Source organism: Actinoalloteichus hymeniacidonis (genome assembly GCF_014203365.1).
Lineage (GTDB): Bacteria > Actinomycetota > Actinomycetes > Mycobacteriales > Pseudonocardiaceae > Actinoalloteichus_A > Actinoalloteichus_A hymeniacidonis.
In genome coordinates, this window is record NZ_JACHIS010000001.1 from 603172 (window position 1) to 616187 (window position 13016).

The 13016-nt window shown below is 66.8% G+C and carries 13 protein-coding genes; 7 read left to right on the top strand and 6 right to left on the bottom strand.

Annotation, left to right across the window (positions count from 1 at the left end; genetic code table 11):
• The first annotated feature begins 45 nt into the window (after positions 1 to 45).
• Both BKA25_RS02755 and BKA25_RS02760 read left to right on the top strand, forming a co-directional pair.
• Complete coding sequence (locus tag BKA25_RS02755) at positions 46 to 645, top strand: hypothetical protein (RefSeq protein ID WP_157421288.1); 600 nt, start codon at positions 46 to 48, stop codon at positions 643 to 645.
• A gap of 202 nt (positions 646 to 847) precedes the next feature.
• On the top strand, positions 848 to 1165 hold the full coding sequence (locus BKA25_RS02760; RefSeq protein WP_157421287.1) for a hypothetical protein: 318 nt from the start codon (positions 848 to 850) through the stop codon (positions 1163 to 1165).
• Between the two features lie 27 nt (positions 1166 to 1192).
• On the opposite strand, the gene BKA25_RS02765 is transcribed toward BKA25_RS02760, so the two are convergent.
• Entirely contained in the window at positions 1193 to 1807 is a 615-nt protein-coding gene (locus BKA25_RS02765) for a DUF1707 SHOCT-like domain-containing protein (RefSeq protein ID WP_069852372.1), read from the bottom strand.
• A 161-nt stretch (positions 1808 to 1968) separates the two neighbouring features.
• Between BKA25_RS02765 and BKA25_RS02770 the strand changes: the two genes are divergently transcribed.
• The 4 genes from BKA25_RS02770 (at position 1969) to yhjD (ending at position 6023) form a co-directional block, all read left to right on the top strand.
• Positions 1969 to 2766 (top strand): exodeoxyribonuclease III, encoded by a 798-nt coding sequence (locus tag BKA25_RS02770; protein WP_069852370.1) that lies wholly within the window; start codon positions 1969 to 1971, stop codon positions 2764 to 2766.
• 547 nt (positions 2767 to 3313) lie between these two features.
• The gene (locus BKA25_RS02775) at positions 3314 to 3958 is read left to right on the top strand and encodes an RICIN domain-containing protein (RefSeq protein WP_069852369.1); all 645 of its coding nucleotides are present in this window, start codon (positions 3314 to 3316) and stop codon (positions 3956 to 3958) included.
• Between the two features lie 518 nt (positions 3959 to 4476).
• Complete coding sequence (locus BKA25_RS02780; RefSeq protein WP_157421285.1) at positions 4477 to 4728, top strand: hypothetical protein; 252 nt, start codon at positions 4477 to 4479, stop codon at positions 4726 to 4728.
• Between the two features lie 98 nt (positions 4729 to 4826).
• Positions 4827 to 6023: an inner membrane protein YhjD gene (yhjD, locus tag BKA25_RS02785; protein ID WP_084643410.1), complete on the top strand. Its 1197-nt coding sequence runs from the start codon at positions 4827 to 4829 to the stop codon at positions 6021 to 6023.
• Between the two features lie 39 nt (positions 6024 to 6062).
• Here yhjD and BKA25_RS02790 read toward each other — a convergent pair whose 3' ends face one another.
• The 5 genes from BKA25_RS02790 to sdhC form a co-directional block, all read right to left on the bottom strand.
• Positions 6063 to 7430 carry a D-alanyl-D-alanine carboxypeptidase family protein gene (locus BKA25_RS02790; protein WP_184285073.1) on the bottom strand — a complete coding sequence of 456 codons (1368 nt, stop codon included), beginning with the start codon at positions 7428 to 7430 and terminating at the stop codon, positions 6063 to 6065.
• Positions 7431 to 7842: 412 nt separating this feature from the next.
• Positions 7843 to 8646 (bottom strand): succinate dehydrogenase iron-sulfur subunit, encoded by an 804-nt coding sequence (locus tag BKA25_RS02795; RefSeq protein ID WP_069852363.1) that lies wholly within the window; start codon positions 8644 to 8646, stop codon positions 7843 to 7845.
• Positions 8646 to 10427 (bottom strand): succinate dehydrogenase flavoprotein subunit, encoded by a 1782-nt coding sequence (sdhA, locus tag BKA25_RS02800; RefSeq protein WP_069852361.1) that lies wholly within the window; start codon positions 10425 to 10427, stop codon positions 8646 to 8648. Before sdhA ends, BKA25_RS02795 begins: the two co-directional genes overlap by 1 nt.
• Positions 10428 to 10511: 84 nt before the next feature.
• Positions 10512 to 10937 carry a succinate dehydrogenase hydrophobic membrane anchor subunit gene (locus BKA25_RS02805; protein ID WP_069852359.1) on the bottom strand — a complete coding sequence of 142 codons (426 nt, stop codon included), beginning with the start codon at positions 10935 to 10937 and terminating at the stop codon, positions 10512 to 10514.
• Between the two features lie 2 nt (positions 10938 to 10939).
• Entirely contained in the window at positions 10940 to 11377 is a 438-nt protein-coding gene (gene sdhC / locus BKA25_RS02810; protein ID WP_069852357.1) for a succinate dehydrogenase, cytochrome b556 subunit, read from the bottom strand.
• 487 nt (positions 11378 to 11864) lie between these two features.
• Here sdhC and BKA25_RS02815 point away from each other — a divergent pair, with 487 nt between their 5' ends.
• Positions 11865 to 13016: a BMP family lipoprotein gene (locus BKA25_RS02815; protein ID WP_069852354.1), complete on the top strand. Its 1152-nt coding sequence runs from the start codon at positions 11865 to 11867 to the stop codon at positions 13014 to 13016.

The following is a 13016-nucleotide window of genomic DNA, read 5'->3' on the forward strand; positions in this document are numbered from 1 at the left end:
GTGATGCTCGTCGGAGGCAGCGGATTAGAGGAGATCAGGAACGGTATGGCGCGGATCAACGACACTCGGGGCCGGGAATGGCTCGTTCGCCCGGCGAGGGCGGGCTGGAAGCCGTGGGTGCGTCCTACCTTCGCCTTCACGGTCTTCGACGATGACGAGAGTCCGCGTAGCGGCCGGCGTCAGGCGCGTCGCCAACGACAACAGCAACAGCGGCAGGAGCGCAAACCGGCCAACGTGGTCAGCAAGGTCCTGTTCTTCATCTTCCTGTTCCCGTTCCTGGTGCTCTTCGCCTGGATCTGCGAGCTCATCGAGGGCTTACTGGTCCTGCTCCGAGTCCTGTTCTGGTTGTTGATCATGCCGTTCTATCTCGTCGAGCGGCTGTTGCTGGTCCTCACCGCCCCGCTCTTCCTCGCGGCCCGGCACCTCGGCATCGTGAGGTGGGCGGTCGATGCGGTGCACGTGGCGACCCGCAACCCCGGTCGCCCGGTGGTTCGCGGCCGCTTCGAGAAGGAACGCTTCCGGCTGCGCGGCCTGCAACAGCGGGACGAGTTCGTCCTGGTGCTCTCGGGATGGCTCGCCGAGGGGCACGGCCTGCCGCAGGGCCGGTTCAGGGACGACCTCCGCCAGCGCTTCGCACTCGTCTGAACCCTCGGTGACCGGAGTGCGGCCGTGAGGGGCTGCAAGTGGTCGCGCTCCGTGGTCGCCGTTCCATCGAGTTTCCCGAACGTGTCCGTTCATCACTTGCCCGGGTGTCATCTGGCGCTGCGGCAGCTCATCGATGCGGTTCCCGCTCTATATCTGGACCCGTAGCAAAGCGGGCGAGGGCACCAGCGGGGAGCGGGGCGAGATGCCGAAACGGACATTGATCATCATTGTGGCCGCAGCGATCGGGATCGCGTACCTGGTGGATCGGCAGGACGCCACCGAGGCCGATGTCACCATCAAGACGCCGCTGTTCGGCACGCCGTGTGACTTCGAGGTCATCGACGAGCGCGTCCCGGTGCATTCGGGCCCCGGTCCCGACCAGCCGGTGATCGGCGAGCTCACCTCGGGGATGCTGCTCGGAGCTCACCAGGTCGAGCAGGACGGCTACCGTCAACTGGGTAGAGACCGCTGGGCGAGAATCGACGCCCTGCGCCACATCGACGGCGAGTTGTGTCGCTGAGGGCGTGGCAACGCCAAGCGCCCGGTGCTAGCCGTACCACCGTTTGTAGCGGATCGTCACGGATCCGTATTTGCTGTTCCCACTCACCGACACATGCAGCGTTCCTGCGGACCGGCTGGTGGGCACTCGCAACGAGACCTGGCCGTATTTGGCTTCGAGCCCATCGACGTCGGCGGTGGCTCCCTCGGGCAGCACGAGTTCGGCCATCCCGTACTTCGTGTTCAGCTCCACCGAGATCTCGCGATGCTGGATCAGCGCGGAACTGAAGTCGAGCTTGACCCAGCCGACCTTCGACTCGGCCACCAACCGCCGGGGCACCACCCATTCACCCTTGCGTTCGATGCCCGAGGCGTTCGCCTTCAAGACCAACTCCTCGGGTGCCTCCACCGCTGCGCCGGTGGCGAGGTGCTGGGACGTGGTCGGCGAGTTCGGCTGAGGTAGATCTCGGACGAGGCTCGCCAACTCCGTCAGGGTGGTGGCGGCGTAGACACCGGTCAGTCGAGCGTCCAGCTCGGCCATGTCCAACCGGCCCTCGGCGAAGGCCTGCTGGATCCTGGCGGCGTAGGTCTCCCGTTCGGCATCCGAGGCCCGGATCGGGACCGGATCGGTGGGAACGATCTCGTCACCAGCGCTCGCAGCCATGCGGATCAGCCTAGCGCGCCGGGTCCTGCATCATCGCGGCTTCGGTCGGACCGGACGTGCCGTGCCTCGTCGATCGGAGCCCGCCGTCTGCTCGCCGGATCCGCGCCGCAGACCAGGTGGGGTGGGTGCTCGTTGTCGGTCGTCAGGGTTAGTCTCGCTCTGTGCTGACCGTCTCCACCGTCAATGTCAACGGCCTGCGTGCCGCGGCGAAGAAGGGCTACGTCGAGTGGCTGGCCGCCACCGAGGCAGATGTCGTCTGTCTGCAGGAGGTCCGCGCCGAGCCGGAGCAGTTGTCTGGCGAGCTGCGTGCCCCGGCGGGCTGGCATGTGGTCGCATCTCCCAGCGAACTCAAGGGTCGAGCAGGCGTCGCGCTGCTCAGCCGAGTCGAGCCGACGGCTGTCCGAGTGGGTTTCGGCGTCGCCGAGTTCGACCGCGCGGGCCGCTACGTGGAGGTCGAGCTGCCCGGCCTGGTGGTCGGCAGCCTCTACCTGCCCAGCGGTGACGTCGGGACCGAACGCCAGGAGGAGAAGGAACGCTTCATGGCGGCGTTCCTTCCCTACCTCGTCGAGCTGCGCGCCAAGGCGGCAGCGGACGACCGCGAGGTACTGATCTGCGGTGACTGGAACATCGCCCACCGCGAAGTCGACCTGAAGAATTGGCGGGCCAACCAGAAGCAGGCTGGGTTCCTCCCGGAGGAGCGGGCTTGGCTCAGCCGGGTCTACGACGAGGCGGGCTACGTCGATGTGATGCGCGCACTGCATCCGGAGGGCCCCGGCCCCTACTCGTGGTGGTCTTATCGCGGCCGAGCCTTCGACAACGACACGGGCTGGCGGATCGACCTGGCCTGCGCGACTCCCGGACTGGCCGAACGGGCGGTCTCCGCAGTGGTGGAGCGGGCGGCCAGCCACGACCAACGCTGGTCGGACCACGCGCCCGTCACCGTCGTCTTCGAATCCTGATCTCTGGCGGCCCGGAGCCGTCCGACTGGATCTACCGACCCCGCTGCCGTCTCGGCAGCGGGGTCGGTCTCGTTGCGCCGAGCCCCGACCCGGGCAGCTGTCGCCCTTGCGCGGGTGAGCGCGTGAATTGTTCAGTTGGTGAATGGCCCACCCCGTGGATAGGCCGATTCTCTCGAACAATTATCGGGATTCGTCGGCAATTCTCGATATGGAATTACTGGCCCGGGCAGGCAAATGCTCCAATTGGCGGAGTTGCGTTGTGTCGACGCCCGGTAAAAGGCTGGTCGTCTGTGGTGGTCTTCTAAACCGAGTTGACCCAGCTTTAGTTCTTCGGCAGGATTCCCCTCGTCGGATCGACCGGCGCCGGCCGGCACGGAATTGTCACCCCGGTCCGGTAGAACTACCTCGCAGGCCGATAGCGCTGGTCTGAGTCCATCTTTCATTGTATTTCCCAGCCTCGCATCGCCACGGCTGGCTGCTGCGGGTTCGCATGAGCATTCTCGCGGCAGTCGGCTCGACGACGCGACGCCACACTAGGAGTGAATTCGTGAAGAACATCGCGCAGCGCGCGGTCAGAGCCCTCGTCGCGGCGGCGGCGACCGTCCTGCTGATCAGCTCGGTTCCCGCTGCTGCCCAGGACGGTGCGGTAGCGGACGATCGGACGCCGGTCTCGCGCGGCGAGACGGCCGACACCGGTGACATGGCTGTTCTCGCGGCGCCTGGCCCGGAGTGGGTCACCATGTACCCCAAGCACACCGATTCGTTGTGGACCGGCAACCAGAATGTCGATCGCTGTGCCGATGTCGCGGATAACTCGCAGGCCAACGGTGCGCGAGTGATTCTGTGGGACTGTGCGTTCTCGAACAATCAGCAGTGGGCCGGAATCCTCACCGTGGACCCCACTCGCGGCGACCTGTCCTATATGTTCGCGAATCGGCGCACGGGTAAGTGCATGGACGTGGCCGACAACTCCATGGCCGATGGTGCGAGGGTCATTCAGTACAACTGCCACAACGGCTGGAACCAGCAGTGGGAGGCCATCGAGGTCGGCGATTTCCTCTACCAGTACAAGAACCGCCGGACTGGTAAGTGCCTAGATGTCGCCGACAGCTCCACCGCGAATGGTTCGGCCCTGGTGCAGTGGACCTGCCACAGCGGTGCCAACCAGCAGTGGACGAGCTACATCGCGTAGCTAGTGCCGCACCTCGCCGCCTGGCGAGGCTGAATCGAGGCGGGTCCCCATCGGGGGCCCGCCTCGAGTCGGTTCGGTACGGGGCGCCGGTGACCTCGGGTCGCCGTCTCCAGAGCGCCGCCGGGCTGGACGGCCGGACGGTGATCCGGCGCGGGCCCCGATTGCGCCGCCCGGTTCCCGATCTCCGATGTGAGCAGCATCTCTTTAGGCGCAGAAAGTTGCGCTGCGTAGCGAGACGACGAGATTTGCTTCACTCTTCGTGGGAAGTAGCTGAAATCCGGTCGCCCTGCGAGTAAAACCGATGGTGCGGTTGTCGGGGTGCCTGCGTAGCCGGCCGAGCGCCCCACTAGCCTGTGCGCGTGCCGTTGCGGGGTTCCCGGTTCGGTTCCCGGGTGAAGCACGGAGGGTAGGGATTTCCTACTCGGTTTCGACGTGATCATCCATTCGAGTGGGTTTGAGCGTGTCGGAGTAGGCCCGTGCGGGGCAGACCCGAGGCAACGTATTCAGGAGGCATCTTCGTGAGCACGGCGCGTGTGGTGTTGCGGTCGGCGATGACACTGATTGCGACCCTCGCCCTCACGGTGGGCACGGCGAGCCTCGCCGGGGCGGCCACTGGATCCGAGGAGATCAACAACGCTCCCGTGCACGAGGCCTCGCTGAACCTGGGGATGGCCTACGGCGGACCCGTGGGCCTGGTCACCGTCATTCTCGGCCTCGGCGGACTCATCCTGGGCGTGCTGCGACGCAGGAAGGTCAGCCGCAAGGCCTGACACCCGAGTCTCCTCACCAGGGGAACTTGAGTCACCTCACATGAGGCGATCGCCGACTCTGTCGGGCATTTCGATTCCGGTGCGGTCAGACTGATCGAATGAGATCCGGGGGCACTGCACGACGTCCGAGACTCGGGGCGATCTCGACCATCCGTGGTCGCGGAGTCCTACGCGGCAAGCCCGCAAGCCTCCGAGAACAGATCGCCGACGTAGCCATCGACCCGGATGACCGGCAGACCAGCACCCGGACCGGCGTCGCCGAGAAGCCCTCGGACTCCGACTCGTTACTGACGCGCCTTCGCCGTCGACAACCCAGACTGGACCACTTGGTCCGGGCGGGCAGCCGGTACCAGCAACGCCACGGCGATCACTACGCCGCCGCGATCACCTTCTTCAGCGTTCTCGCACTGGTGCCCATCCTGATGGTCGCCTTCGCACTCGCCGGTTTCGTGCTGTCCAGCGACACCGAACTGTTCGACCGACTGCAGGCCGGGGTGGCGTCCATGCTGCCCGCCGAACTCGGCGAGATCGTGTCGACCACGATCGACCGCGCCGTCGACCAACGCCGCGTCGTCGGCGTGCTCGGTCTGCTGACCGCCCTGTACTCCGGGCTCGGGTGGATGGCGAACCTGCGAGACGCCATCACCGCGCAGTGGAGTCAGATCGACGAGCCACCCTCGTTGCCTCGGAAACTGCTCAGCGATCTCGTCTCGCTGGTCGGCCTCGGGCTGGCCCTGCTCGTCTCCTTCGGTCTCACGGCGGCGGGCAGCGGTTTCACCCATCAGATCCTGGATCTCGTCGGTATCGAACGCACGCCACTGGCGTCAGTGTTGTTGTTCCTCGGCACCCTGGGACTGGCCCTGCTGTCGAACTGGTTGGTCTTCCTCTGGGTGTTGGCACGCCTTCCGCGCAGGAAGGTCCCGTTGCGCAGCGCGCTGCGCGGTGCCCTGGTCGCCGCGATCGGCTTCGAGATCCTCAAACGCGCGGCCGCGCTCTATCTCAACGTGATCAGCAACTCGCCCGCAGGCGTGGCCTTCGGATCGGTGATCGGTCTGCTGGTGTTCGTGAACCTGGTGTCGCGCTTCCTGCTGTTGGTGACCGCATGGACGGCCACCTCATCGCGCAACGGCGACTACCGGCCCACTCCCGCGCCTGACCCGGTGGTGATCCGGCCGAACATCACGGTGCATACGGGGCCGCGCACCAGGACGGTCGTCGGGTTGTTCGGGGCCGGGCTGACCATCGGCTTGGGCTGGGCCACCCTGCGACGCAGAAGGCCTCGGCGGGGGCGGTGAACCCCACGCCGAGGCCCTCGGCATCGTGTCAAGTACGGATCAGGTTCGGGGGTTCGGCGGCCACAGCCAATCCTCGGTGGCGCGCTGGGCCTCTTCCTGCTCCTTGGCTGCTCGCCTCGCGGCAGCTAGCTTGCGGGCCCGTCGATCCCGCAGCGTCAGGAATGCGAAGAACAGGATCGCCGCGCCTGCCAGCGCGGTGAGCGGCAATCCGATGGTGCCGAAGGGATCGAAGCCCGAAGCGGTCTGGGTGGCTGCGGCGTCCTCGCTGTCCGCTCCGCCCTCATCGCCACCGGCCTCATCGCCGCCCTCGCCGCCCTCGCCGCCCTCGGCGGTCTCACCGGCCTCGCCTGCGGCCTCCTCCTCGGAATCCTCCTGATCGCCTGCGACCACGAGGCTGCCGACCGGATCGGTCTCGCCCGCGAAGGAGAAGCCGTAATCGAGCAGCGCGCCCGCCTGCTGGGCGATCCCGGGCTCGGCACTCGCCCGCAGCAGCGCGACCACGAGCCTGCGCCCGTCCCGCTCCGCACCGCCGACGAAGGTGAAGCCGGATTCGTCCGTGGCACCGCCGAGACCGCCGAGCGCACCCTCGTAACCGGTCATCAGTTCGCTGCTGTTGGTCACGACACCGCCGGGCACCCCGGGCATGTCGAGCTGGGTGTTGCCAGCCGCCTCGGCGAACTCGGGCTCCTGCAGGGCCGTCCGGAACAGCAGCGCGGCGTCGAAGGCGGAGATGCTCGCGTCGGCGTGATGCAGGCCGGACTCGGTGCCCGCCCTGGTGTCGAGCGCACCGATCTCCTGGGCGACGCCGTTCATCGTGCCGAGTGCTTCGCCGACGCCGCCGAGATGCCGGGCCAACGCGTGTGCCGCGTCGTTTCCGGAGCCCATCACCAGGGCTTGGACGAGCTGGCGAACGGTGTACTCGGTACCGGGGGCGAGCTCGACCTTGACGCCGACCTGCGCCACGTCCTCCGGGGTCGCGGCAACGAGATCGTCGAGGTTCAGCTGACGCAGCGCGGTCAACGCCGTCAGGACCTTGATGGTGGTGGCGGGCCGGTGCCTGCCGTGGGGATCCCGGGCGGCGAGCACGGCGCCGGTGTCCAGATCGGCGACGATCCACGCATCGGCGTTGACCCCGGCGGGGGGCGCGGCGGCGTTCTCTGGCACCACATCGCCACACTCACCGAGCCGATCGCCGCCGGGAACGCTCTCCGGCACCGGCAGCGGGGTGAACGTCTCCCCGTCCAGTGGCGGCGGTGCCTCCCGGTAGAGGCAGTCCTGCCCCTCGACTTGGGCCGGCAATGGGAGCCACGGGTCGGGGGTCGAGGCGTGACCAACGCCCATCCCCGAAAGGGTGACACCCAGAGCGGTGGTGAGAGCGACGGTGAATCGACGGACCGACACAGACACGGGCCTCAGGCTAGCCACCCCATTACGAGCGACATCATCCGACACCACCGTGAACCTCCGAGATCTCTGTAGACGCATGGGAACGGGACCTGGAATCAAGGGGTCGACAGGCTGATTCGCCTACTGACCGAACCGGTGTCACGCCGAGATATACGCCCTGGATACGAGGCGAAGCGAGCGCGACACCCCTAGTGTCCCGGTGGGCGAACCAGGCTGCGCGCTGATCGTTCGATGTGGTCGGTGATCAGAGCCGTCGTATTCGACGGACGCCAACCGGACATCGACGCAAAGAATAGGAGATGGGATTCCGCGGTGGCCAAGAGGCACGAATTCGATGCCGGGGACGGTCGTGCTACCGCGCTCGTAGAACGAATCGGGCCGGGGACGGTTACCCGTTCCCGGCCCGATGAGATCAGACTCGCCGGAAGAGCAGAGCCCGCTTGACCTCTTGAATCGCCTTGGTCACCTGGATGCCACGCGGACAGGCATCGGTGCAGTTGAACGTCGTGCGGCAGCGCCACACGCCCTCTGCGTCGTTCAGGATGTCGAGCCGCTCCTCGGCGGCCTCGTCCCGGCTGTCGAAGATGAACCGGTGCGCGTTGACGATCGCCGCCGGACCGAAGTACTTCTCGTCGGTCCAGTACACCGGGCACGACGAGGTGCAGGCCGCGCACAGGATGCACTTGGTGGTGTCGTCGAAGCGCTCCCGATCGGCGACCGACTGCACCCGCTCGCGGGTGGGCTCGTTGCCGCTGGTGATCAGGTAGGGCTTGACCGCGCGGAACGCCTCGAAGAAGGGCTCCATGTCGACGATCAGGTCCTTCTCGACCTTCAGGCCCTTGATCGCCTCGATGGTGATCGTGGTGTGCTTGCCCTCGGCTGCGGAGAGGTCCTTGACCAGTACCTTGCAGGCCAGCCGGTTCACGCCGTTGATCCGCATGGCGTCCGAACCACAGATGCCGTGCGCACAGGACCGTCGGAAGGCCAGCGTGCCGTCCTGGTACCACTTGACGTGGTGCAGCAGGTTCAGCACCCGGTCGGTGGGCAGCGCGGGAACGTCGAACGACTCCCAGTGCGGTTCGCTGTCCCGTTCCGGGTTGAAGCGCATGATCTTGACCGTGACGATGGTCGAGCCCTCCGGAGCAGGCGGCGGGGCGCCGGGGTCCCGCTGTTCCGGCTCGGTGGCTTCCGGTTTGCTCGTGGTGGGGGCAGACATCAGTACTTGCGCTCCATCGGCTGGTAGCGGGTGAGGACGACCGGCTTGTAGTCGAGCCGGATCTCGGCGGTCAGCCCGTCCAGTACGGGGGTCTCCGCACCCTGGTCCGTCGGCTGCCGGTAGGCCATGGTGTGCCGGAGGAAGTTGACGTCGTCGCGGCTGGTGTAGTCCTCGCGAGCGTGACCGCCCCTGGACTCCTTGCGGTTGATCGCCCCAACGACCAGCACCTCGGCCAGCTCCAGCAGGAAGCCGAGTTCGATGGCCTCCAACAGATCGGTGTTGAACCGAAGACCGGCGTCCTGGATGGACACCCTGGAGTAACGCTCCTTGAGCAACTGGACGTCGTGGAGCGCCTGCTTGAGGGTCTCCTCGGTGCGGTACACCGACGCGTTGGCGTCCATGGTGGCCTGCAGCTCGGTGCGGATGTTGGCCACCCGCTCCCGACCGGTGGCCGTCTTCAACCGCTCCACCATGTCCGCCACCCCGGCGGCGGGGTTCTCCGGCATGTCGATGTACTCGCGGCCCGCGACGTACTCGGCGGCGGCGATGCCCGCCCGACGGCCGAAGACGTTGATATCGAGCAGCGAGTTGGTGCCCAGCCGGTTCGCGCCGTGCACGGAGACACAGGCGACCTCGCCCGCGGCGTACAGACCGGGAACGACGTTCTCCGAGTCGCGCAGCGCCTCACCCGCGATGTTGGTCGGGATGCCGCCCATCGCGTAGTGCGCGGTCGGGTACACCGGCACCGGCTCGTCGACCGGGTCGATGCCCAGGTAGGTGCGGGAGAACTCGGTGATGTCGGGCAGCTTCGCCTCGAGGACGTCGGCACCGAGGTGGGTGAGGTCCAGCAGCACGTAGTCCTTGTGCGGACCCGCGCCCCGGCCCTCGCGGACCTCGGTGGACATCGCGCGAGACACCACGTCTCGGGCTGCGAGGTCCTTCATGGTCGGCGCGTAGCGCTCCATGAACCGCTCACCCGAGTCGTTACGCAGGATGCCGCCCTCGGCCCTGGCGCCCTCGGTGAGCAGGATGCCCAGGCCTGCCAGGCCGGTCGGGTGGAACTGGTAGAACTCCATGTCCTCCAGCGGCAGGCCCTTGCGGAAGACGATCGCCATGCCGTCGCCGGTGAGGGTGTGCGCGTTGGAGGTGGTCTTGAAGACCTTGCCGAAACCGCCGGTCGCGAAGATGACGGCCTTGGCCTGGAAGACGTGCAGTTCGCCGGTCGCGAGCTCGTAGGCGATGGCCCCGGTGCAGACCGGTCCGTCCTCGGTCTCGGTCATGACGATGTCGAGCACGTAGAACTCGTTGTAGAACTCGACGCCGTGCTTGATGCAGTTCTGGTACAGCGTCTGCAGGATCATGTGGCCGGTCCGGTCGGCCGCGTAGCAGGCGCGGCGCACCGCAGCCTCGCCGTGGTTACGCGTGTGCCCGCCGAATCGACGCTGGTCGATCTTGCCCTCGGGCGTCCGGTTGAACGGCAGGCCCATCTTCTCCAGGTCGAGGACGGCGTCCACGGCCTCCTTGGCCATCACCTCGGCGGCATCCTGGTCGACGAGGTAGTCGCCGCCCTTGATGGTGTCGTAGGTGTGCCACTCCCAGTTGTCCTCCTCGACGTTGGCCAGGGCGGCACACATGCCGCCCTGCGCCGCGCCGGTGTGCGACCGAGTCGGGTAGAGCTTGGTGAGCACTGCCGTCCGGGTCCGCTGGCCAGACTCGATGGCGGCCCGCATGCCGGCGCCGCCTGCCCCGATGATCACCACGTCGTACTTGTGGAACTGCATGAGCGCTTCTCCATCATGTCGGGGCCGACCGCGTCGTGCGCCGGACCCTCGCGTTCGTCGACCCCCCGAATCGGGCGGGAGGAATCAGCTGCCGATGTTCGGGTCGAAGGTGAACAGCACGAAGGTGCCCAGACCGATGATCAGCACCATCGATGCCGCCAACAGCATCTTCAGCCAGAACCGCGTGCCGTCCTTGCGGGCGTAGTCGTCGATCACGGTCCGCAGTCCGTTGGCGCCGTGCAAACCGGCCAGCCACAGCATGGTCAGGTCCCAGAACTGCCAGAAGGGCGAGGCCCAACGACCGGCGACGAAGGCGAAGTTGATCCGCTGAACGCCGTCATCGAGGAACAACATGATGGTCAGGTGGCCGAGCACCAGTACGACCAGCAGCAGACCGGAAAGCCGCATGAACAGCCAGCTGTACAGCTCGAAATTGCTGCGGCGTGCGGCGGGCCTGCGGGGGGAGCGCGGTGAGGCGATGCTCGGTGTCGCATCGGTTGCACTGGTCATTGTCAGCTTCCCCCGAACAGTTCCGCGATGCCCTTGCTGATCAGGTAGTAGGACCCCGGGATCATGACGAGCAGCCAGATACCGACGATGGTCCACAGCATGGGGCGCTGATACTTGATGCCCTTGCCCCAGAAGTCGACGAGCATCACGCGGATGCCGTTGAGTGCGTGGTAGAGCACCGCACCGACCAGACCCAGTTCGAACAGGATCATGATCGGACTCTTGTAGGTGGCGATGACCTCGTCGTATGCGTGCGGCGAGACCCGCACCAGAGCCGTGTCGAGGACATGGACGAACAGGAAGAAGAACACGAGCACACCGGTGATGCGGTGTGCTACCCACGACCACATTCCGGGGTCGCCCCGATACAAGGTGCCCCCGAGTCGGGCCTTACCGACCCGGTCCGTGGCTCCCGCCGCGTTGGCGGTGGTGCTGGCCATGACGGACGGCCTCCAACGTCTCTGGTGGACTCGGCCGCGCCGCGACGCCGGACGATCGGTGGGGAACCGGGTCTCGACGTACTGACGAAGCCTTGACATTTCGGATGCTAGACCGCCGGTAATGCCGAGGCACAGCCGGCAGTACCTGCTGTGATCGACCGAACAGGAGATTTCCGGCCTGTCGAACGTCCGGGTGCCCCGGTCGGGGTGCCGTTACCTGGCACATCTGCTCACTACGGGTTCACACCGTGTCGTCGGACACGCGCGGTGTCCGACTGTCAGCATTCGGTCGCGCTGAGTGCGTCGATCTACCACAGTCGGCGGTCGGGGTGCCAGATCTGTCGTTAATTCGCCTCAACAATTCGGTTACGCGCGACCCGACTGCTATCGAGCCGGTCCGACCAGCGGGTACGGTTCGGCATCCCACATCGTGGCGTCTCAACCAGCGGACGCTCGAGTGACATGTCTTCTCGGAAGGAGCTCGACCATGCGCCGACCGCGTGGTGCCGCACTAGCGGCCATCGCTCTCACAGGGGCGCTGGCTCTCGCAGGTTGTGCGAGGGACAGTGGCTCGGGAGGCGGGGACGGCGGTGGTGACTCCGCCGCAGGCAACGGTGGCTGCGAGCTGGCCGAGGCGCCCGTCGCCGACGCCGAGGCGACGCCGTCGACCGTCCCGACCGAGGACGTCGACGGCAGCGAGCTGCGGGTCGGCCTCGCCTACGACATCGGCGGCCGTGGCGACGCATCGTTCAACGACGCCGCCGCCGCCGGGCTGGACCGAGCCATCGAGGAACTCGGCGTCTCCGAGGACAACGTCCGCGAGCTGACCGCGGCCGCCAACGAGTCCGAGGACGCCAAGCAGACGCGACTGCGTCAGCTGGCCGACGAGGGCTTCAACCCGATCATCGGGGTCGGCTTCGCCTACGCCGAGTCCTTCAAGATCGTCGCCGAGGAGTTCCCGGACGTCGAATTCGCCCTGGTGGACGCGGACGTTCCCGAGGCCGACAACGTCACCGGTCTGCTGTTCGCCGAGCACGAGGGCTCGTTCCTCACCGGCGTGGCCGCCGCGTACGAGTCGGAGAACTGCCACATCGGCTTCGTCGGCGGCGTCGAGAACCCGCTGATCCAGAAGTTCGAGGCAGGCTTCCTCGCGGGCGCGCAGGCCGCCGCTCCCGACATCACCATCGAGAACACCTACCTGACCTCCGGTAGCGACATCACCGGTTTCCAGGACCCGGCGCGGGGCAACGAGGCCGCTCGCGGCCAGATCGAGGCGGGCGCCGACGTGCTCTACCACGCTTCGGGTGCCTCCGGGCAGGGTGTGTTCGAGGCCGCCTACGCCGACGACATCAAGGCGATCGGCGTCGACTCCGACCAGTACAACCAGGAGATCGTCGGCGAGGCCCACGAGATCATCATCACCTCGATGCTCAAGCGCGTCGACGTCGCGGTCTTCGACTTCCTGGCCGCCGTCGCGCAGGACGACCTCTCGGTCATGCCGGAGCTGTTCAACCTGGAGGTGGACGGCGTCGGCTACTCCACCTCCGGTGATCTCCTCGCTCCGGAGACCATCGAGGCACTCGAGGGATACCGGGCCGGCATCATCTCCGGCGACATCGAGGTTCCCGACACGCCCTGA

Coding starts and splice junctions, on each gene's coding strand:
- yhjD (WP_084643410.1), top strand. CDS start 4,827: ATGAGATCCGGGGGCACTGCACGACGTCCGAGACTCGGGGCGATCTCG.
- BKA25_RS02755 (WP_157421288.1), top strand. CDS start 46: ATGGCGCGGATCAACGACACTCGGGGCCGGGAATGGCTCGTTCGCCCG.
- BKA25_RS02760 (WP_157421287.1), top strand. CDS start 848: ATGCCGAAACGGACATTGATCATCATTGTGGCCGCAGCGATCGGGATC.
- sdhA (WP_069852361.1), bottom strand. CDS start 10,427: ATGCAGTTCCACAAGTACGACGTGGTGATCATCGGGGCAGGCGGCGCC.
- BKA25_RS02765 (WP_069852372.1), bottom strand. CDS start 1,807: ATGGCTGCGAGCGCTGGTGACGAGATCGTTCCCACCGATCCGGTCCCG.
- BKA25_RS02805 (WP_069852359.1), bottom strand. CDS start 10,937: ATGACCAGTGCAACCGATGCGACACCGAGCATCGCCTCACCGCGCTCC.
- sdhC (WP_069852357.1), bottom strand. CDS start 11,377: ATGGCCAGCACCACCGCCAACGCGGCGGGAGCCACGGACCGGGTCGGT.
- BKA25_RS02795 (WP_069852363.1), bottom strand. CDS start 8,646: ATGTCTGCCCCCACCACGAGCAAACCGGAAGCCACCGAGCCGGAACAG.
- BKA25_RS02815 (WP_069852354.1), top strand. CDS start 11,865: ATGCGCCGACCGCGTGGTGCCGCACTAGCGGCCATCGCTCTCACAGGG.